The sequence below is a fragment of the Sphingomonas sp. P4_G2 genome, from assembly GCF_056401155.1.
Window position 1 is genome coordinate 386,446 of the sequence record NZ_JBFUJY010000001.1, and the last position, 21,340, is coordinate 407,785.

The following is a 21,340-nucleotide window of genomic DNA, read 5'->3' on the forward strand; positions in this document are numbered from 1 at the left end:
CCCCTCCCTCGCTGGGAAGGAAATTCAGAAAGGGATCTTCACTTTCGCCATGATGGCTTTCGAGGTGAATCCGCCGACATCGCGCGAGGTTGTGCCGAGGCCGGCCTTGGCGCCTCCGGGAAGATCGACGACCGAGCGGACCGGTTTTTCGGCGAAATCGGGCATCCGGCTGGTGTCGATATCCATCATCTTGCGGCGCGCACAGACGACGATATCGTCGCCGGGGTTGTCGATGCCGCATGCATTGTCGGTGTCTTTGGGCTTGGCCTTGGCCAGGTCGAACCCGTTGAGATCGTTGCCGGAATGGATTGTCCGCTCGCCGGTGACGGGCGCCGCCTGCATCGCGAGGAGGACGATCAGCATCGCCGTCGAACTTGCCGAACGCGCATGGCGCAATTGCGGCGAGCGGCGCGGTTTCCTGCGCCGCATTGGCTGCTAAAGAAAGGCGCATGACGATTCCGCTGCCCGCCAACGACACCGCCGCCGCCGCTGAACTCGAACAGCTCGCGGCGGAGATCGCGCACCATAACCGGCTTTATCATGCCGATGACGCGCCCGAGATTTCGGACGCCGATTATGACGCGCTGATGCGCCGCAACAGCGCGATCGAGGCGGCATTCCCGCATCTGATCCGCGACGATTCGCCCAGCCGCAAGGTCGGTGCCGCGCCTGCGGGGCACCTTGCCAAGGCTGCGCACGCGCGCCCGATGTTCAGCCTGGACAATGCCTTCGATGACGAGGAAGTTGGCGATTTCGTCGGCCGCGTCCGCCGCTTCCTCAATCTGGGCGAAGGCGAAGCGATCGCGCTGACCGCCGAACCCAAGATCGACGGACTGAGCTGCTCGCTACGCTACGAAAAGGGCCGGCTGGTCCAGGCGTTGACGCGTGGCGACGGTCAGATTGGCGAGGACGTCACCGCCAATGTCCGCACGATCAGTGACGACATCCCCGCAACGCTCCCCGCCGGTGCTCCTGATGTGTTCGAGGTCCGCGGCGAAGTCTATATGGAGAAACAGGCCTTCGCCGCGCTCAACGCGCGCCTGCTCGCCGAAGCCGAGGACAGCGGCAAGGACGCGCGCCAATTCGCCAATCCTCGCAACGCCGCGGCCGGGTCGCTGCGCCAGAAGGACGCGGCCGTCACCGCATCACGTCCCCTGCGCTTCTTTGCCTGGGGTTGGGGGGATGCCAGCGCGCTACCGGGCGACACGCAATCGGCGGTGATCGCTGCGATCCGCGCCTGGGGTTTCCCCGTCACGCGCCAGTTCCAGCCGGGCGGCACGCTCGACCAGGCGCTGGCGACATACAAGGCAATCGAGGCCGAGCGCGCCGATCTGCCGTTCGATATCGACGGCGTGGTCTACAAGGTCGACCGGCTCGACTGGCAGGCGCGGTTGGGATTCGTCGGCCGCGCGCCGCGCTGGGGGCTGGCGCACAAATTCCCCGCCGAGCGCGCCCAGACGACGCTCGAGCGAATCGACATCCAGGTCGGGCGGACCGGCAAGCTGACTCCGGTCGCGCGGCTCGAGCCGGTGACGGTCGGCGGCGTCGTCGTCACCAACGCGACGTTGCACAATGCCGACGAGATCGCGCGGCTGGGCGTGCGGCCGGGCGACCGCGTCGTGCTCCAGCGCGCGGGCGACGTCATCCCGCAGATCGTCGAGAATCTGACTCGCGACGAACCGCGCGATCCCTGGATCTTTCCGACCCATTGCCCGGAATGCGGCTCGGAAGCTCTGGCCGAGGAAGGCGAGGTCGATATCCGCTGCACCGGCGGGTTGATTTGTCCTGCGCAACGCCAGGAGCGGCTGCGCCATTTCGTCAGCCGAGGCGCGCTCGACATCGAAGGGCTGGGCGACAAGACGATTCGCGAATTCCTCGATCTCGGCCGGATTGCCGAGCCCGCTGACATCTTCCGCCTCGCCGCGTATCGCGAGGAACTGCTCGGGCGAGAGGGGTGGAAAGAGAAGTCGGTCGACAATCTGCTCGACGCGATCGAAGCGAAGCGGGCGCCCGATCCGGTGCGGCTGTTGTTCGGGCTGGGCATCCGGCATGTCGGCGTGGTCACCGCGCGTGACTTGCTGAAGCGCCATGCCACCCTGCCGGAGATCAAGGCGCTGGCCGACGAGATCATCGCACTCCGCGACAGCATCGTCCCCGCGCTGGCGGAAGACGAGCAGAAATTCCGCGCGCGGCGCGACAAGGCGATCGCCGAGCATATCGGCGTCGACAATGTCGGTGCCGCGGTCGGCAATGCGCTGGCGGATTTCTTCCACGAGCCGCATAACCGCGCGGTGTGGGATGACCTGCTGGCGGAAGTCAGCCCGCCCGCCTTTGTCTTCAAGGCGCGCGAATCACGCGTCAGCGGCAAGACCGTCGTGTTCACCGGAAGTCTCGAGACGATGAGCCGCGACGAGGCCAAGGCGCAGGCCGAAGCGCTCGGCGCGCGCGTGTCGGGATCGGTCTCGGCGAAGACCGATCTGGTCGTCGCGGGCCCCGGTGCTGGCTCAAAGCTCAAGAAAGCGGCCGAACTCAATATTGAAGTCATGGATGAGGCCGGATGGGCCGCAATCGTGGCGAATGCGGGATGATGCTTTTTTGCAACGCAGCATGAGTTAATCCACAGTAATCTCATCGCCCTCTTGCGTTGTCATTGAACCGAAATATTCAGTCTCCATGGGCCCTCGCGACGGTGAAGCAACGCCGCGCTCAACAGCGACTCGCGCCCAAAGGGGAATATAATGCGGACTCAATTTCTAATTGGCGTGGCTGCGGCCGCGATCATGCTCCCGGGCGCTGCTTATGCGCAGTCGACCGGTACGGCGGACTTCGAAGGCGACATCGTCATCACCGCCACCAAGACCAGGGGTGTCGGCGGGGTCGTGATTCCCGACACGCCGAAGACCAAGGTTCAGCTCGATCAGGCATTCATCGCGCGCCAGACTCCCGGCCAGTCGATCGACGAAGTGATCAACTCGCTTCCGGGAGTCAGCTTCCAGAGCCAGGATCCGTACGGTTCGTCGGGCGGCCGCCTGACCATCCGCGGCTTCGGTCCGGACCGCATTTCGCAAACCGTCGACGGCATCCCGCTCAACGATACCGGCAACTATGCGATCTATTCGAACCAGCAGATCGATCCCGAACTGATCGACAGCGTCAACGTCAGCCTCGGCTCGACCGACGTCGACAGCCCGACCGCCTCGGCTTCCGGTTCGACCGTCAATTACCGCACCATCACGCCGACCGACAAGTTCGGTGTCCGTTTGGTCGGCTCGATCGGCGATCTCAATTATTTCCGCGTTTTCGGCCTGGTCAACACGGGTACCTTCACCTCGTTCGGCACCAAGGCGTGGTTCTCGGCCACCAGCGCGACCAACAACGTCCTGTTCAGCAATTTCGGCCAGATCAATAAGAACGCCTATAACTTCAAGATCTATCAGCCGCTGGGCAGCAATGGCGACTTCATCGCGGTGGCCGGCAACTGGAACGTCAACCGCAACACCAATACGCCGGACTATCCGCTGCGTAATACCTGCTCGGTTACGACTGGTTGTATCGTCGGTAGCGGCACGACCAATCGCTTCCCGCGCAACTTCGACGAAGCGTTCTTGCGTACGTCACCGTGCCAGACGGCCGCTGCGCGCCCGAACCTCGCGGATACGCCGAATACTTGCGGTACGCTGTTCGAACAGAACGTCAATCCGTCGAACACCGGCAGCTTGCGTTTCAGCTCGCGCTTCACGCTGGCCCACGGACTGGTTCTGACCGTCGATCCGACGATTCAATATGTGAAAGCGAACGGTGGTCTTTACGCGGTGAACGGTCGTGAGGTCGCCGGCCCGGCTGGCCGTTACGGCTTCATCGGCAACACCTATTATACCGGTGTAGACCTCAATGGCGACGGCGACACGCTCGATACCGTGAAGCTCGACGGCACCAGCCAGACGGTCACGCATCGTTACACGATCCTGAGCTCGCTGCGTTGGGATATCACCGACACGCAGACCTTTCGCCTGACCTACACGCACGATTATGGTCGCCACCGGCAGTCGGGCGAGCTCATTCGTCTCCAGGCCAATGGCCAGCCGTTCGACGTCTTCCCGATCAACTCGCCGATCTTCGCGCCGAACGGGGCTCCGCTCGAAAAGCGCAACCGCAAATCGTACGCGGTGCTCGACCAGGTGTCGGGTGAATATCGTGGCGAATTCGGTGGGCTGACGGTGAACCTCGGTGTTCGCGCTCCGTGGTTCAAGCGCAACCTGCATCAATATTGCTTCACCACCAGCGCTGCCGGTTTTCTCGACTGCGTCGCCGGCAGCAGCGCCGATATTGCCGGTTATGCAGCAGCGAATCCGTACACGTACAATCCAACGACGAATGTGGTGACCGGCTATCAGGCGCCGCAATTCCGTCAGTTCACCTATAACCGTGTGCTGCCCAGCGCCGGTTTGACCTACAAGCTTGGCGGCGGCCTGTCGGTCTATGCCAGCTATTCGAAGGGTCTGCAGGTTCCGGGCACCGACAATCTGTATCAGCAGTTCTACTATCCGGTCGGTGTGGGCACGCCGAAGCCGGAGACGACTGACAATTTCGACGCCGGCTTCCGCTATTCGACCAGCAAGGTTCAGGCGTTTGTCGGTGGCTGGTACACGATCTTCACCAACCGCCTGGCATCGTCCTACGACCCCGAGCTGGACCAGACGGTCTATCGGAACCTCGGCAAGGTCGACAAATACGGTATCGATGCCAGCATTTCGTATCGGCCGATCGATCAGCTGACGCTCTATGCATTCGGTTCGTATCTGAAGTCGAAGATCAAGGATAATGTCGTTGGTGGTACCTGCTCCACGGCGAACGTGACCAATCATACGCTGGGGTGCACGACCGTTAATGCCGACTATTACCTGCTGACCGCGGGCAAGCGTGAGGCCGGTGCGCCCACCTACACGCTTGGCGCGCGCGCGCAGGTTGACGTCGATCCGTTCGAGCTCGGCATGCAGGTGAAGCGCACTGGTCCGCGCTACGTCAACGATCAGAATGTGCCGATCTACAGCTCGATCGACACGAGTGCTGCGACGACGACGATTCTCTACGGTGCAAAGACGCCAGCCTATACCGTCGTTGATCTGGATGCGCGCGTGAACCTGGGCTTCCTCGGCCTGAACAAGACGACCTACTTCCAGGTCAACGTGACCAACCTGTTCAACCAGTTCTACGTCGGCAATCTGGGCAACCCGAATAGCTCATACACCAGCGTGCCGTTCGCGTATCTCGGTTCGCCGCGTACCGCGTCGGTTTCGTTGAACGTGCAGTTCTGATCCAAAGGATCGGCTGACTAAAGAGCGCCGCTCCTGCCTCCGGGCAGGGGCGGCGTTTTCTTTTTGCAGGCGACGGGCAGGCTGGGAGTCGATGCCGCGTTGCGCGGTGGCTGAAGCGTCAGGATCGGGCAGTTCGAAATCCCAGCTAGCGGGCGACGCTCGACCAGCGTTTCAGTCCGCGCTCAACCGCGAGCACCACCAGCAGCGACGCGCCGAACAGCGGCATCGCCAGCCCAAGCGCGACAATCACTGCGATCAACACGGCGTGGAAGCGCGGGCGCGAGAGCGGCAAAGGTGCGCCAAGTCGCCCCGAAGGACGCCGCCGCCACCATGAGATTACTCCCGATACGCTCAGCGTCATCAGCATCAGCGCGCCAAGCGTGATCAGCATTTGATTGGCAATGCCGAACAACTGGCCCTCATGCGTCGCGATGCCGTAGCCAACAGCACGGTCGATCCAGTGGCGTTCGGCGAAGTCCTTGCGGGCGAGCACGGCGCCCGCCGCGCCGTCGACCACTGCTTGTGCGCGCAATGGCCGGTCGGCGGCATCGGAGGAGACTGTCCAGCCGTGCGGTCGCTTGCCCGGCGGCGAGACGAGCACCGGCGGCGCGAAGTGGAGTGCTGTCGCCATGGCGACCGCGCGATTCAGCTCTCCCGGCTGGACGCCTTGGTGCGCCATCGCCATGCCGATATGTCCGGCATGATCGCCGAGCATCGGGTCGTCGGCGGGTTTGCGGCCGCCAATCGTCCAGTCGACCGGCCCGTCGAGCGTGCCGGTCACCGTCCGTATCTCCTTGAAATAGCTTCCCCATGCCTTTGCCCAAGGCAGACCGGTGGCGATCACGAACAGCGCGAGCAGCGATACCCAGATGCCGGTCACGGCGTGCAAGTCGCGCCAGAACAATCGGCGCCCGCCCGACAGACGGGGATAGAGCACGCCCGCATATCTCTCTCGTCCCCGCGGCCACCAGAGATACAGGCCGGTCAGGATCATCACCAGGGTCCAACAGGCCGCGATCTCGACGATATAACTGCCCCAGGCGCCCGCGAGCAACTCGCCGTGTAGGCGCGACACGATTTGCATCGGTCGATTGTCTTCGGCCACGACCTTGAGCGGTATCAGTCTGTAAGGATCGACATAGACACGCCGATCCCCGCTATCGGTGCCGACCAGGACTCGCACCGCTGCCCTATCCGATTGCGGCAGCTCATATTTGTGCAGCCGCGATCCTGGCACTGCCGCCACCGCAGCCGCGGCGATCGCCTCGGGCGTCGCGCGCGTAGCGATGGGGACGAGCGAGTCGTAAGGCCGGTCGAGCCACGCCTCGATCTGCGGCCGCCAGGCGTAGATGCTGCCGGTGATCGCCAGCCACAAAACGAACGGGACGCAGAACATCCCCGCATAGAAATGCCAGCGCCAGACCGCATTGTACCAGCGCGAGCCGGGCGGCCGGACGCTCATAGCTTGATCGTCAGGTCGGCGTGGAACGTCCGCTGCGGAAAGGGGTGGAACAGGAAGTATTTGTCATTGTTGACATTATCCACGCCGAGCCCGAGCGCATACTTCTTCGCGACGACAAATTGCGCGCGCAGGTCGACGACGAAGAATTTGTAGAAGCCCTGATAGGTGTTGCCGACCACGTCTTTATTGTCGAGCTGGCCGTACATCCGGCTCGAATAGCGCGCCGCCGCCGACAGCGAGACGCCATCGACCGGCCGCCAGGTCGCGACCGCATTTGCCTTCCAGCGCGGTACGGTCGGGATCAGCTTGCCGATCGCCGCCGGAAGACCGGGATCGGCGCGCGTCGTGGCGTCGGCATAAGTCACGCTCCCCGACAGATCGATGCGCGGGATCAGGTCGTTGCGGACGACGGCCAGTTCCACGCCACGCGCTCGCGTGCGGTCGACATTCTGGACGAAGCTCGCGGTGAGCGTCCCGCCGCTGACCGCCGTGAGGGTGCCGGTCTGCGATATGAGTGCATCGGTCACGACCTCGTTGAACAGGGACAAGCGAATCGATCCCTTCGCATCCACGCGTTCGATGGCGAGCTCGGCCGAACGAGCATGTTCCGGCTTGAGGTCGGGATTGGGGATTGCGCCGAGCACGCCGGTGGAGACGAGTTGATAGAGTTCGCCGACCGTGGGGAAGCGCCAGGCATCGCCATAGGACAGCTGCACCTTCCACTTGTCGGCGGGTTTCCAGGCCAGTGACGCTTTGGGCGAGAAGCGGGCGGCGGAACGCTCGGGCTGGATATTGGATACAATCGGCGAGGCCGAGAAATTGACCCCGTCATAGGCGCGCCACCATTCGTAGCGGCCGCCGAGCGTCAGCGTCAGCCTGGGCAGAAGGTCGAGCGCGTCCTGCGCCCACAAGGCAGCGGTGCGCGTCTTCCCCAGCGACTGCTGGTTCAGCGCGCCGTCGGTGCCCTTGATCCAGTCGGTCGTCGCATAGCGATTGCTAGCCAGTACGAACCGGTCCCAATGCGCACCGGCGCTCAGCACATTGCCGCCGCGACTCCAGGCCGCCTTGGCATCGAGCGTGTCCCATCCGGTGCCGTCGAGCCGGGTGACGTTGCCGGCACCGCCCGACAAAGCGGCGGGTAGGGAGCCCGTCGGCACCCGCTGCTCGTCATCGGCGAAGCGGTAGCGCGTTCCGATCACTTGCCAATCGACGGCGCCGGCCGATCCCCCGAGCGACACGGCGTGCGACCAGTGGCGCTGGCGCGATAGGTAGGTGCCGCTGGCGAACGATGCCGAGGGATAGGCGGGGAGGCCGGTCGCGGTCGCCGTCAGATAGCTCTCGGCGCTGGCATTGGTGCGGTTGAGGAACAGCCCGCCGACATAGGTCAGGCGAATATCGCTGCTCAGGTCGAGCGCGGCCTTGAGCTTGACGCGATCCTGCCCCTGACGCTCGATCCCGCTCGACCCCAGGATAGTGATCGGCTGTCCCGTCCGGTTGCGATCAGGGATCGCCCCGACCACGCCCGGGCCCGCGGCGCCGGTGACATAGCCGATCGGCTGCGAACGACTCGTGACGTGATCGTAGCTCGCGAACAGCGCCAGCGGGCCGAAGCGATCACCGATCGTCAGCCCCGCCTGATAGGCCGGATAGGTATCGCGCCGCCCATAGAGGTCATAGGTCTGGACGCTGACCCCCGCGGTCGCGGTCGCCTCGAGTTCGTCGGGTAGGCGCGTCGTGATATTGACCACCGCGCCGATAGAATTGCCCGGATAGGCCGCTGAGAACGGCCCATAGAGCACGTCGATCCGCGCCACCTCCTGCGGGCTGACCGCGCTCCACCGCGGGCTGGCCGAGGTGTTGTTGTTGCCGATCAATGCCGACAGCAACGCGCCATCGGCATAGATCAGGCTGCGTGCGCTGGCGCCCAGGCCGGCGGTGCGCGTCGCCAGCGGCGCCTGGGTGTCGCCGATATGGCGTTTGCGCACGATCAGGCTGGGCAGATATTTGAGCGTGTCTTCGACGTTCATCGCGTTGACCGTCCGCGCGATCGTGTCGGCGTCGACCGACGCGCGTGTCGAGGGTGCGTTCTCGATCGTCTGTTGCTGGCGTTGCGCGGTGATCAATATGTCGTCGCGGCGGTCGTCGCCTGGCGCGGGGTCATCGGCGGCATGCGCGGGCAGCGCGATGGCGCTCGCCATCGCGGCGAGCGACGCGCACCACAGGGTGCGCTTGGCAATAGTCACAATCATTCCCCTTACTGAATCGCTCAAGCTGCCGGAGGCAGCGTCGGTTCAGGCGAGGGAAGGCGGTCCGGTGGCGGGAGGCGGAGGCGCGGCGAGGCCGCGGCCGGGGAAGGCGTCGATCGGATCGAGCGTCGACGCGGCTCCGGGCGCGAAGATCGGCGCGGCTAGCGTAACGAGCGTCGGCGGCACGTCGGCAATGCCGAGCCCCGAAAAGGCGCAAACGTGGTCGCCGGGCTGGCTTTTGCCTGGCGCCTTGTGATGCAGCTTGCCATCGGGCGACAGCACCATGGCGTCGTCGGGGCCGGTGCCGTTGCAGACGGTGATCTCGATCCCGCCGGCAGCGTTGACCACCGGCATCCACCCGTCGGGAGCGACGCTGCGCACCAGCAACGCGGCCACCAGCAACACCAGCCAGCCGAAGCGGCGGCCAAGCATGTCGGGGCGAGTGGCGGGATTCATTGCGGGGCTGCTCCTAAGCAAAAGACCGCGCCGATGCCATTGATATTCCTGTCCATGGACAACCGCCCACAGGCGATGCTTTGCGTGGCCGGTCCGGCCGGTATAAAGGGACCAGCCCGATGGCCACGATTTCCTCTCCCGTGCCGGCGCCGGCCGACACCTCATTGACGGGCCAGAAGCGCCGCTTCTGGACTCCCGCGATCTTTTCGCGTCCGTTCTTCGAGGACAAGAGTCGTGCGTTCTGGATCCTGCAGGGTGTCGGCTGGGGCGGCTATCTGCTGCTTCGCTCGGTGTCGTCGGTGTCCAATGGCGCACCGATGTCGGCGTTGGTCCCCGGGATCATCGAATCGATCGTCGGCTATTGCATCACGTTGCTGCTTTCGACCCTGTACGGTTATTATCGCCGCCTGCCGCGGATCAGCGCGATCCTGCTGACGGTGGTGACGCTGGCCGGCGCGACGTTCCTGGCGGCGGTGCTCAACGGTTTCTCCTACAGCATCATGAAGGACAATCCGGGCCTCAACCTGGGCCTGGTATTCGGCCAGCTGTTCCTCAATTTCACCGTGTTGGCGGGATGGTCGGCGCTCTATTTCGGGATCAATTTCTATCTGATCGTCGAACAGCAGGCCGACCAGCTGCTGGTGCTCGGCAATCAGGCGTCGTCGGCGCAGCTGGCGATGCTGCGCTATCAGCTCAACCCGCATTTCCTGTTCAACACGCTCAATTCGATCTCGACCCTGGTGCTGCTCAAGGAAACCGAGCGCGCCAATGCGATGCTGTCGCGGCTGGCCGACTTCCTGCGCTTCACCTTGATTTACGAGCCGACCGCGAACGTGACGGTCGCGCAGGAGGTACATACGCTCAAACTCTATCTCGAGATCGAGAAGATGCGGTTCGAAAAGCGCCTGCGCCCGGTATTCGAGATCGATCCCCGCGCCGAACGCGCGCGTTTGCCCTCTTTGTTGCTCCAGCCATTGGTCGAAAACGCGATCAAATATGCGGTCACGCCGAGCGAGGAGGGGGCGGAAATCGCAGTTTCGGCACGTCTCGTCGGCGAACGGGTCCGGATTACCGTCTCGGACACTGGCCCCGGCTTGATCGAGAGCAAGTTAGGGCCGAGCCTTTCAACTGGCGTGGGGCTCGCCAATATAAGAGATCGGTTGGCTCAGGCGTACGGACCTGACCACCGTTTCGATGCTCGGTCTGCACCAGGGGGCGGCTTTGCTGTGGAGATCGAGATTCCGTACCAGTTGGAAGATCCGAATAGAGAGGCCGCATGACCATAAGAACCATCCTGGTGGACGACGAAGCGCTCGCGATCCAGGGGCTCGAACTCCGCCTTCAAGCGCATGACGATGTCGAGATCATCGATCGTTGCGCCAACGGGCGCGAGGCGATCCGCAGTATCAAGACAAACAAGCCCGATCTGGTGTTTCTCGATATCCAGATGCCGGGATTCGACGGCTTTTCGGTGATCCAGGGCCTGATGGAAGTCGAACCGCCGCTGTTCGTCTTCGTCACCGCTTATTCCGACCACGCCATTCGCGCCTTCGAGGCACAGGCGACCGATTATCTGGTCAAGCCGGTCGAGGAATCGCGTCTTGCCGACACGCTCGACCGCGTCCGCCAGCGCCTGAGCGAGAAGCGCACCGCCGAGGAAGTCGGCAAATACAAGGAAGCGCTGGCCGAGGTTGCGCCGGAAGCAGCTGAGGAGATCGCCGATGGCGGCGAGGTGTCGTCCAATCGCTTCGAAAAGCTGATCAACATCAAGGATCGTGGAAAGATCTTCCGCGTCGACGTCGACACGATCGAGGTGGTCGAAGCGGCGGGCGACTACATGTGCATCAAGACCGGCGACAACACGCTGATCCTGCGCCAGACGATGAAGGATCTGGAAAAGCGGCTCGACCCGCGCCGCTTCCAGCGCGTGCATCGCTCGACGATCGTCAATCTCGACCTTGTCCGACAGGTCAAGCCGCATACCAATGGCGAATGTTTCCTGGTGCTCGATTCGGGCGGCCAGGTGAAAGTCAGCCGCAGCTATCGCGACGTGGTGGCGCGCTTCGTCCACTAGAGCCGAGCGGGGAGGGTCACGTCGGCTCTCCCCGCTCGCTCCGCCGGATTCCCATCGCTTGACCAGTGCGGAACAAATTGGCAACAAAAGTCGAGCCTTCCAGGAGAATCGTCATGTCCGCCTTTGAAACCTTCACCGCGCTCCACGTCCCTGGCGACCCGCTGATCATCTACAATTGCTGGGATCCGGGTAGCGCGGTGGCGATCGCCAAGGCGGGGGCTAAGGCGATCGCGACCGGCAGCTACGGCGCGGCTGGGTCGCTCGGCTTCGGCGATGGCGAGGAAGTGCCGCTCGATCTCGTCTTCGACAATGCGAAGCGGATCATGAATGTGGTCGACGTCCCCGTCTCGATCGATTTCGAGAGCAGCTATGCCCGGGACGCGGCCGGGATCACCGCCAATCTGGCCGGCCTCGCCGCGACCGGTGCGGTCGGCTGCAATTTCGAGGATTCGGTGATCGGCGGTGAGGGCGTCTATCCGATCGCGACCCAGGCCGACCGCGTCGCGGCGGCGCGCAAGGGCGCGGGTGAGGCGTTCTTCATCAATGCCCGTATCGACCTCTATCTGCGCGCGCCGGCCGACCAGCACGACGCATCGATGCTCGACGAAACCGTCGATCGCGCCGCGGCCTATATGGCGGCAGGTGCGAGCGGCATTTTCGTCCCCGGTCTGCGCGATACGACGGCGATCGCCGAGATCGTCAAGCGTACCGGCGCGCTGATCAACGTCATTCCCGGTCCTGGCGCGCCAACCAAGCCGCTCGCCGATGCCGGCGTCGCGCGCGTCAGTTATGGCGGCAGCCCGTGGTTCGCGGCGATGGCCTGGCTCGAGGAGCAAGCGCGGCCGGCAATCAACTGGAAATAACCGTCATCCCGGCGAAGGCCGGTATCGCAGGAGAGTCGCGGTACGGCCTGAGGCCCCGGCCTCCGCCGGGGCGACGGCTTTCACTCGATCGGCTGCTTGTCCGCCTCGGTCACCCCCAGATCGGTCGCGGTGAACAGCGCGTGCAGCGTGATACCGCGCTCGGCGAGATTGGCGTCCGCCCCCTGTTCGCGATCGAGGATGACGATGGCGTCCTTCATGATCCCGCCCGCCGCTTCGATCTGCTCGGCGGCCTTGAGGATCGATCCGCCGCTGGTCGCGACATCGTCGATCAGCACGACGTGCTTGCCCTGCAGCGTCTCGCCGCCGCTATCGTCGAGCCCCTCGACCATCAGTGAGGTGCCATGCGCCTTCGCCGCCTTGCGCACGAACACCGCGCCGATCGGCCGGCCGACGTCCCAGCTCAAGGCCGCGATCCCGCCGAGCAGCGGCACCGCGCCCATCTCCAGCCCGGCGACATAATCGGCATCGAGCCCATCGAGCACCGACAACAGCCCGCGCGCGCATTGCGCGGCACCCTCGGGCGTCATCATCGTCGCCTTCATATTGAAATAGATGCGGCTGCGCTTGCCCGAGACGAGCAGGAAATCGCCGCGCTTCAGCGTGCGCGTGGCGAGCAGCGTGCGAAGGGCTTCGCGGTCGTACGGGGCGGCCATGGGGTCCTCACGGGGCAAAGGGAAAGGGCGCCACCGCGGCCGGCGGCGCCCCTCCTTCGATCAACCCCGGCGATGCGTCAACCGGCGCGATCAGGTCGCCGGGTTGAAACGGTCGAGGAACTTCCTGACCTCCTGCATCAACTGGACCCGGTCGGATTCGCGCAACAGATTGTGCGTATTGAGCGGTTGCTCGAGGTAGAAGAAGTCCTTGCCCTCCACTTTGCCCGCCTTTTTCAGCCGTCCGACCAGGTCCCGCGCCTGGGCGGGCGGGACTCGGATGTCTTTGGCGCCCTGGACGATCAGGATCGGGATGGAATATTTTTCCGGGTGGAGACCCGGCGATGCGTCTTCCAGGTCGCTGCTGGCCGACCCCATGCCCATCTTGGCGCCGTAGCGGCCGAGATAGGATTTGTCGTAGCGCTGCATCGCGATGAGGTCGTGGACGCCGGCGCCGCTGATCGCGCAGCGATATTTATCGCCGTCGCGTTCGGCCGCGCGCGACGCGGCGTAGCCGCCATAGGACCAGCCGAACATGCAAACGCGCTTGGGATCGGCGATTCCCTGGCCGGCGAGCCAGGGAATGGCGTCGTTCAGATCATCCTGCATCCGATATCCCCAGGCCTTTTCGGACGCCTTTTCCCAGTTGCTGCCATAGCCGGTCGAGCCGCGATAATTGGGCTGGATCACGACATAGCCGAGCTCGGCGAGCGATTGCGCCCAGCCATAGGCATTCCAGTCGGCATCGTCGCGATCCCAGGGACCGCCATGCGGCAACACGATCAAGGGCAAATTCTTCTGGCCGGCGCGATGGCGCGGCATGGTCAGGATCGCCTCGATCTTCTTCCCGTCCGACGCCGGATAGGTGACAACCGAGACCGGATTGAGCATCGCGTCTTTCAGCGTGTCGTTGCCATAAGCGAAGCGTCCGATGCCGCCCGACACCGTGTCGAAAATGTACCAGGTCTCCGCCTGACCCATCTTGGCGACGCGGAACAGGATCGTCTCGCGCTTGGCATCGGCGGTGGCGATCAGCACATTGTCCTTGCCGAAGCTTTCCTCGAGCAGGCTTTGGATTTCCTTCAACCGCGGGTCGAAATAGGTCCAATGCTCGCGGCCGGTCGTATAGGTCACGCCGAGCAAAGCGGAGCGGTCGGGAGTGAGCGCAGCACCCCCGATATCGTATCCCGGCACGCCGAAGACCTTCTTGCCCAGCTTCATCGTGCTGAGGTCGAATTCGTACAGCGAGCGATATCCGTCTTCCTTGCCATAGGCATAGGCTTTGGTGCCGCCCGCCAGGAACAGCGAGGGGATACCGAGTTCGCCATAGCGATCGGGCGTGCCGTCGAAGATTTTCTTCAGCTGCTGGCTCGATACGGTGCGGTAATAGACCTGCACCTTGCCCGAATCCGCGTCGCTCGCGGTACCGATCCGGACGACGCCGTCGGCATCGGCGGTCCAATCCTCGACCGCTGCGTTGTGCGGCATGACGGTGGTCGAATTGCCGGTGTCGAGATCCACGTCGATGACTTCCGGATTGCGCGTCATCTCGGTGTCTGGACCGCGTGTCGAGTTGGCGTCCCACGAAATGCGTTGAAGCAGCATGTGCGGCTTGCCCGAGTTGGAGAGCCACAACATTTCGGTCGAGCCGAGCGACTTGTCCCACCCGAGCGGAAGTATCTTTTTCGTCGTGCGGTTGTACGAAGCATAGCGGACATCATCGATCCACTGTCCGTAGAAATTCTCGCGTGTGTCGAACGTGATGACCAGATGATCGGAATCGGCCCAGCGATAATCGACGATCTGGCGATCGCCTTCCTTGTCTTTGATCGCCTCGCCGTTGCGCGCGATGACTTCTGTCTTGGCTTCCCCCGGCTTCACCGGGACGATCGCGAGCACCTGTTCGCCGCCGGCCCTGATCCGGGTTGCGATCCATTTGCCATCCGGGCTCATACGCGGCTGGGTGATCATCGGAAATTGCGCCAGGACCTCGAGCGGAACGGTCTTGGTCGCCCAATCGCTACTTGTCGGCGGCACTTGCCCCGATGCCATTGTCCCCGCCAGGACGATCGATGCTGCCGCGCCAAGCACCGCGCGATGAAGTGTCTTCATAAAAGGCTGCCCCCTGCCTCTATCAATGGTTGAATAGTAACGCGCATCCAGACGCGGGCAACCACACTGCCGACGCCAGATATCCCGTCATGCCGGATTGTACTTCGCCAGGAACGTCTCGAGTTCCTCCAGGAATTGCAGGCGGTCGGCCTGACGCGTGAAATGGTGGTCGCCCAAAGGCTGCTCGACATAGCGATAGGTCGCGCCGGCCGCTTTCAGTCTCTCGACCATCTCGCGCGATTGCTTGACCGGCACGACCTGGTCGGCCTTGCCGTGCATGATCAGGATCGGCGTCGAGAAATCGGCGGCGAAGTTGATCGGCGACACCCCCTTCAGGTCGGGAGCCTGCTTGCGCAGATAATCCTTGTTTCGGCCGCCGTTGAGGAACGATCCGTCGTAGCGCAGCATCGCCGTCATGTCGGACACGCCGGCAAAGGACACCGCGCAGCGATAGACGCCCTTGTCGCGCTGCGCCGCGCGGAACGCGGCATAGCCGCCATAGGACGCACCGACGATGCACACGCGCTTGGGATCGGCGATCCCCTGTTTCGCCGCCCAGCCGACCGCGTCGACCAGGTCGTCCTGCATCTTCAGGCCCCATTGGCCCTCGCCGAGCTTGTTGAACTTGGTGCCGAAACCGGTCGAGCCGCGATAATTGGGCTTCAGCACGGCATAGCCGCGGCTTGCCAGGAACTCAGACCACCAGTCCCAGTCCTCCTCGTCTCGAACCGCCGGACCGCCATGCGGCATCAGGATCAGCGGGAGATCCTTCGCCTCGCGCCCCCTGGGCAAGGTCAGTACCGCGGACATTTCGGTACCGTCGCGCGCGGTGTAGCGGACGGTCTTGACCGGCGCATAGGTCCTGGTGCCGAGCGTCGCGTTGATCGTTGCGAAGACCGACATGCGTCCGTCGGCCGGCCGATAGAGATAATAGGCGCCCGGGCTGTCGGCCGCGCCGATATGCACGATCAACACGCTCAGATCGTTGCTCCACGACACGATATCGGGCCACAAATTGGGAACCGCTTTGTCGAGATCCGCCTGGACCTGGGCCAAAGTGGGGTCGAGCCACTTCGTGCGCGTCCGCGTATCGGTATATTGGAATCCCATCAGCTTCGTGCCTGTCGGGTCGAGAAAAGGCCCGTCGACGTCATAGCCGGGCGAATCGAAGATCTTGGCGCCGATCTTCATCGTGTCGAGATCGAAATCGTAGACCGCGTCGAACCCGTCGGCATCGTCGATCGCGATTGCCTTGCCCGATTGCGGCAAGATCAATGCCGGCAAAGTGGTGAGCGTGCTGCCCTTGCCGGTCGTGCGAGCTATCGTTTTCAGCGAGCCGCCGGCCTGCGTGCGGTACAGCGTACGGTACGACCGCCGGTCGTCGTCATAGGCGATGCCCATCCTGACCGTTCCGGCAGTATCGGCATACCAGTCCATCACATTCGTCGTCGAGCCCTGGACGATCTTGCTCTTGCCGGTCGAGATGTCGAAGTCGCGTACCTGCGGCCAGAAATCCTCGTCCATATAGATCGAGTTCTGCATCGCGATCAGGGCATGCGGGCTGCCGTCGCGTGCGATCCACAATATATCGGCGCCATTCTGGCCGGTGGTTGGCGTCGCCAGGACATTGATCTTGCCGCCATCGGCCCGGACGCCGAACGCGCGGCTGACATACCAGCTGTCGCCTTGAACCGGTTGCATCTCTCCGGCGCGGAGCAACAGCCAGTCATTGTTGACCCATTTCCAGCTCGTCAGCTCGAAATCGCCCGGATCGAGGAGCTTGAGCTTGGTGGTGTCGGCGAGCGGAATGATCGCCAGCCGCATCTTGCCCTGGATCGCCATTCGCGCGGCGATGCGGGTACCGTCGGGCGACAGCGCCGGCGCCTCGATGAACGGCAATTGCGCGAAGGCGGCAACGGGGGGCGGACCGGCATTGGCCGGCGCCGGTTTTGCCTCCGGTGCCGATGTGTCCGGCTTGGCGTCTTGCGCCGACACCGCGGTGGTCGCCGGAAACAGCGCAGCCGCCGCCGCTATCGATATGATACGCCCGAACATGGCTTTCCCCCCAATGCCCCGGCGCCAAGTCTAGCAATGAAAAAGGGGCAGACAAGCTGCCCCTGATCCATTTTTATGTCCGAAAAGAACGATCTGTTCCCATCCGGCGCAATGGCCGGATGGGAGTGGTATTGCCTAGCCGACGCCGTGCGCGGCCAGTGCCGCGAGCAGCAGCAGCGCCACGATGTTGGTGATCTTGATCATCGGGTTGACCGCCGGGCCGGCCGTATCCTTGTACGGATCGCCCACGGTGTCGCCGGTGACAGCGGCCTTATGGGCTTCGGAGCCCTTGCCGCCGTAATTGCCGTCCTCGATATACTTCTTGGCATTGTCCCAGGCGCCGCCGCCCGAGGTCATCGAGATGGCGACGAACAGGCCGGAGACGATCACGCCGAGCAGCATCGCGCCGACCGTGGCGAAACCTTCCTCACGATTGGCCACTGCCTGGATGACAAAGAAGACTACCACCGGGCTGAGCACCGGCAGCAGCGACGGGATGATCATTTCCTTGATCGCCGCCTTGGTCACGATATCGACGGTGCGACCGTAATTGGGACGGCTGGTCCCTTCCATGATCCCCTTGTCGGCGGCGAACTGCGCGCGAACGTCCTCGACCACCGATCCCGCCGCCCGGCCGACCGCGGTCATGCCGAACGCGCCGAACAGATAGGGAAGCAGCGCGCCCAGCAGCAACCCGACGATGACATAGGGATTGCTCAACTCGAAGTTGATCTTGCCGATGCCGAGCTGGGTCGCATAGCGATCGAGGTCGGTCGTGTAGGCGCCGAACAGCACCAGAGCGGCGAGCGCCGCCGAACCGATCGCATAGCCCTTGGTCACGGCCTTGGTGGTGTTGCCGACCGCGTCGAGCGCATCGGTACGGTGCCGCACATCATCAGGCAGCCCCGCCATTTCGGCAATGCCGCCGGCATTGTCGGTGACCGGACCATAAGCGTCGAGCGCGACCACCATGCCGGCGAGCGCGAGTAGCGACGTCGCGGCGAAGGCCACGCCGATGATCCCGGCCAACTGGTACGTCGCGATCACCGCGACGACGATGACGAGCGTCGGCAGCGCGGTCGATTCGAGGCTGATCGCCAGCCCCTGGATGACGTTGGTGCCGTGGCCGGTGGTCGACGCCTTGGCGATCGACTTGACCGGGCGATAGTTGGTGCCGGTGTAATATTCGGTGATCCACACCAACAGGCCGGTCACGGCCAGGCCGATCAGCATGCAATAGAACAGCGACATACCGGTAAAGCTCTTGTCGCCGACGGTGCCGATCGCGGCGTTGAGGTCACCGAGCACCCATTTCTCGGCGCCGAAGATGGCGAAGGCCGAGAGCACGACGGTGGTCCAGAATCCCTTGTACAGCGCGCCCATGATCGACTCGCCTTTGCCGAGGCGGACGAAATAGGTGCCGATGATCGAGGTGATGATGCACACGCCGCCGACGATCAGCGGCAAGGCCATCAGCGCGAACAGATTGGGCGCGTCCGACAGCAGCAGCGCGATCGACACCATGGTCAGGCCGATGGTCACGACATAGGTTTCGAACAGATCGGCCGCCATGCCGGCGCAATCGCCGACATTGTCGCCGACATTGTCCGCAATCGTCGCCGGGTTGCGGGGATCGTCCTCGGGAATGCCTGCCTCGACCTTGCCGACCAAATCGGCGCCGACATCGGCGGCCTTGGTGAAGATACCGCCGCCCAGACGCGCGAAGATCGAGATCAGCGAGGCACCGAAAGCCAGCGCGGTCAGCGCGGCGACGATCTCATGGTCGCCCGGCTCGAGATGCTTGACCCCGGTCAGATACCAGAAGATCCCGGCGATCGAGAGCAGGCCGAGACCCGCCACCAGCATACCGGTGATCGCGCCCGAGCGGAACGCCATGGTCAGGCCGCCCTGAAGCGAGGTCCGTGCGGCTTCCGCGGTGCGCACATTGGCGCGGACCGAGATGTTCATGCCGATGAACCCGGCAATGCCCGACAGCACCGCGCCGATCAGGAACGCCACGGTCGACAAAAGGCCGAGCGTGAAGAACAGGATCACGGCGACGATGACGCCGACGATCGCGATGGTGGTATATTGGCGACCCAGATAGGCTTTGGCGCCTTCCTGGATGGCGGCGGCGATATCCTGCATCTTTTCGTTGCCGGCCGGCGCGCGGAGCACCTGCTGACTGGTGATGAAGCCATAGACTACGGCGATCAGGCCGCAGACGATGGCCGCATAGACAATCGTCATTCCTCTTCCCCTATTAGACACGTCGCGCCGGATGGCGCGCGCGAACTTTCCCGAAGGTGGGCAGGAGGTATAAGGAGGGATCGAGCGAGCGCAAGCGCCCACGGACCCTGGCCGTCAGTGCTGAAAACCGAGGCTGGCCGGGAGCGGGACGGAGGCGCCCTGCCACGTCAGCGTGATCCCGCTGCCGGCGGCGAAACGGCCGACCGAGAATGCGCCGATGGGCGGCTCGTCGCCCTTGGGCAGCGCGAACAGCAATTCGTAATCGTCACCCGCGGTCGCCGCAGCGAGGTGAGCGGCGAGATCGGCGCCTGCGAAGGCGAGATAGTCTGCCGATAGCGGGATGGCGGCGAGCTCGACGGTGACCGCCAAGCTCGAGGCCGCGGCCATGCGGCTGGCATCGATCAACAAGCCGTCCGACACATCCATCATCGCATGGACGAGCGGGGCCAGCCGGAATCCCTCGGCGAGACGCGGCGTCGGGCGGCGATAGCGAGCGAGCAGCGCTTGCGGACCCGCTGCCCCCTGCGCGATCCGCAAGCCCGCACCGGCGTCGCCGATCGTCCCCGTCACCCAAAGCTCGTCGCCCGCTTGCGCGCCCGAGCGTAAGGGGGCGGGCGCATCGTGCCCGATCGCAGTCAAGGTGAGCACGCGTGGCGCGTTCGCGGGAAGCGACACCGTGTCGCCGCCGATCAGCAGACAACCGAACGTGTCGAGCGCTGCGCGCAGGCCGTCGAGGAACGCGCGATCCCAATCGTCGCTCGACAGCGGATAATTGAGCAATACGCCCCCGATCCGCGCGCCTTTGGCGGCGAGGTCGGACAGATTGACCGCGAGCAGCTTCCAGGCGACGTCGCCGGGCGGATCGTCGGGCAGGAAATGGACGCCCTCGACGATCGTATCGGTGGTGATGGTCAATCCGCCGATCGTCGCATTATCGTCGCGCAGATCATGCGCGTCCGGGTGGAGCGGCAGCGCGCGCAATGCGGCGATGAAATCGTCCTCGGTCACGCGCGCCGCGTCATGGCGCGCGCTTCGCCCCGTCCAGGTCGCGGGCGCGCCGCTCGGCTTCCGCCTTGGCAGCTTGTTTCTCTGCCTTGGTCCGGCCGTGTGCGACCCGGTTGGCGGCGGCAGTCGCCTGGGCCTCGCCGCGCGCTTTCGCCTTGCGGGCGCGGTTGAGGTTGACGATCTCCGCCATCGGCGCCGCCGGTCAGGCCCGCGCGCTCTTGGCGACGCCGTCGAGGATGCCGTTGACGAAGCCCTTTTCGCGACGTTCGTAAAAGGCATCGGTGACGTCGAGATATTCGTTGATCACGGTGCCGACCGCGACGTCCTTACGCGCGAGCAATTCGTAGGTCCCGGCGCGCAGGATTGCCTTCATCAATTTGTCGAGCCGCTCGATCTTCCAGTCGGCGGTCACATTTGCCGAGATCAGCGCATCGATCTCGTCGATCCGCGCCAGCGCGCCGGTCACCAGATCGTCGAAGAAATCGACATCGGCATCGGCATATTCGGCGTCCTCGATCGTCGCGCCGAGGCGATGCTGATGGAATTCGTGGAGCAGCGAGACGACGGCCGTTCCGTCCATATCGTGCTGATAGAGCGCCTGGGTCGCGGCGAGCCGCGCGGCGGCGCGGGCTTTGGATCGTGTGGCTGTACGTTGGGACATGACGGTGCCTTAGGCGCGCGCGCCGCCAAAAAAAAGCGGTGCCATGATGAATCGTTCCTCCGGGCGACGTTATCTAAGTTCGTCATGCCGGGCTTGTCCCGGCATCCACCGTGCAACAACTCCTCATCTCGGTTGCGGAGGAGTGGACCCCGGCACAAGGCCGGGGTGAC

The 21,340-nt window shown here is 64.0% G+C and carries 16 protein-coding genes; 5 read left to right on the forward strand and 11 right to left on the reverse strand.

Annotated features, from left to right (window positions below):
• Nucleotides 1-24: 24 nt before the first annotated feature.
• Nucleotides 25-429 (reverse strand): hypothetical protein, encoded by a 405-nt coding sequence (locus AC1DRD_RS01725; RefSeq protein WP_478039855.1) that lies wholly within the window; start codon nucleotides 427-429, stop codon nucleotides 25-27.
• Between the two features lie 20 nt (nucleotides 430-449).
• Here AC1DRD_RS01725 and ligA point away from each other — a divergent pair, with 20 nt between their 5' ends.
• Both ligA and AC1DRD_RS01735 read left to right on the forward strand, forming a co-directional pair.
• Nucleotides 450-2,588, forward strand: a complete 2,139-nt coding sequence (gene ligA, locus AC1DRD_RS01730) for an NAD-dependent DNA ligase LigA (RefSeq protein ID WP_478039857.1) — start codon at nucleotides 450-452, stop codon at nucleotides 2,586-2,588.
• Between the two features lie 150 nt (nucleotides 2,589-2,738).
• Nucleotides 2,739-5,315, forward strand: coding sequence for a TonB-dependent receptor (locus AC1DRD_RS01735; RefSeq protein ID WP_478039858.1), 2,577 nt, complete (start codon nucleotides 2,739-2,741; stop codon nucleotides 5,313-5,315).
• A gap of 145 nt (nucleotides 5,316-5,460) precedes the next feature.
• Here AC1DRD_RS01735 and AC1DRD_RS01740 read toward each other — a convergent pair whose 3' ends face one another.
• From AC1DRD_RS01740 to AC1DRD_RS01750, 3 genes are read right to left on the reverse strand one after another with little or no spacing between them, the layout of a single operon-like run.
• A complete protein-coding gene (locus AC1DRD_RS01740) occupies nucleotides 5,461-6,777 on the reverse strand; it encodes a PepSY-associated TM helix domain-containing protein (RefSeq protein WP_478039860.1) in 1,317 nt (438 codons plus the stop codon).
• Nucleotides 6,774-9,020 (reverse strand): TonB-dependent receptor, encoded by a 2,247-nt coding sequence (locus AC1DRD_RS01745; RefSeq protein ID WP_478039862.1) that lies wholly within the window; start codon nucleotides 9,018-9,020, stop codon nucleotides 6,774-6,776. The genes AC1DRD_RS01740 and AC1DRD_RS01745 overlap by 4 nt, the downstream gene beginning before the upstream one ends.
• A gap of 48 nt (nucleotides 9,021-9,068) precedes the next feature.
• Nucleotides 9,069-9,479: a hypothetical protein gene (locus tag AC1DRD_RS01750; protein WP_478039864.1), complete on the reverse strand. Its 411-nt coding sequence runs from the start codon at nucleotides 9,477-9,479 to the stop codon at nucleotides 9,069-9,071.
• A gap of 119 nt (nucleotides 9,480-9,598) precedes the next feature.
• On the opposite strand from AC1DRD_RS01750, the gene AC1DRD_RS01755 reads away from it, so the two are divergent.
• From AC1DRD_RS01755 to AC1DRD_RS01765, 3 genes are all read left to right on the forward strand, one after another.
• Nucleotides 9,599-10,759 carry a sensor histidine kinase gene (locus AC1DRD_RS01755; protein WP_478039865.1) on the forward strand — a complete coding sequence of 387 codons (1,161 nt, stop codon included), beginning with the start codon at nucleotides 9,599-9,601 and terminating at the stop codon, nucleotides 10,757-10,759.
• Nucleotides 10,756-11,553 carry a LytR/AlgR family response regulator transcription factor gene (locus AC1DRD_RS01760; protein ID WP_066826631.1) on the forward strand — a complete coding sequence of 266 codons (798 nt, stop codon included), beginning with the start codon at nucleotides 10,756-10,758 and terminating at the stop codon, nucleotides 11,551-11,553. Before AC1DRD_RS01755 ends, AC1DRD_RS01760 begins: the two co-directional genes overlap by 4 nt.
• A 113-nt stretch (nucleotides 11,554-11,666) precedes the next feature.
• Nucleotides 11,667-12,416, forward strand: coding sequence for an isocitrate lyase/PEP mutase family protein (locus AC1DRD_RS01765; RefSeq protein WP_478039867.1), 750 nt, complete (start codon nucleotides 11,667-11,669; stop codon nucleotides 12,414-12,416).
• 80 nt (nucleotides 12,417-12,496) lie between these two features.
• Here AC1DRD_RS01765 and pyrE read toward each other — a convergent pair whose 3' ends face one another.
• From pyrE to nusB, 7 genes are all read right to left on the reverse strand, one after another.
• A complete protein-coding gene (gene pyrE, locus AC1DRD_RS01770; protein WP_478039869.1) occupies nucleotides 12,497-13,090 on the reverse strand; it encodes an orotate phosphoribosyltransferase in 594 nt (197 codons plus the stop codon).
• A gap of 90 nt (nucleotides 13,091-13,180) precedes the next feature.
• Nucleotides 13,181-15,199: an alpha/beta hydrolase family protein gene (locus AC1DRD_RS01775; protein WP_478039871.1), complete on the reverse strand. Its 2,019-nt coding sequence runs from the start codon at nucleotides 15,197-15,199 to the stop codon at nucleotides 13,181-13,183.
• A gap of 87 nt (nucleotides 15,200-15,286) precedes the next feature.
• Nucleotides 15,287-17,254, reverse strand: a complete 1,968-nt coding sequence (locus tag AC1DRD_RS01780; protein WP_478039873.1) for an alpha/beta hydrolase family protein — start codon at nucleotides 17,252-17,254, stop codon at nucleotides 15,287-15,289.
• A gap of 135 nt (nucleotides 17,255-17,389) precedes the next feature.
• Entirely contained in the window at nucleotides 17,390-19,504 is a 2,115-nt protein-coding gene (locus AC1DRD_RS01785; RefSeq protein WP_478039874.1) for a sodium-translocating pyrophosphatase, read from the reverse strand.
• Between the two features lie 114 nt (nucleotides 19,505-19,618).
• Nucleotides 19,619-20,512, reverse strand: a complete 894-nt coding sequence (thiL, locus tag AC1DRD_RS01790) for a thiamine-phosphate kinase (protein ID WP_478039876.1) — start codon at nucleotides 20,510-20,512, stop codon at nucleotides 19,619-19,621.
• A gap of 10 nt (nucleotides 20,513-20,522) precedes the next feature.
• A complete protein-coding gene (locus AC1DRD_RS01795) occupies nucleotides 20,523-20,699 on the reverse strand; it encodes a DUF4169 family protein (RefSeq protein ID WP_478039878.1) in 177 nt (58 codons plus the stop codon).
• Nucleotides 20,700-20,711: 12 nt separating this feature from the next.
• Entirely contained in the window at nucleotides 20,712-21,170 is a 459-nt protein-coding gene (gene nusB, locus AC1DRD_RS01800; protein ID WP_478027659.1) for a transcription antitermination factor NusB, read from the reverse strand.
• Nucleotides 21,171-21,340 lie beyond the last annotated feature (170 nt).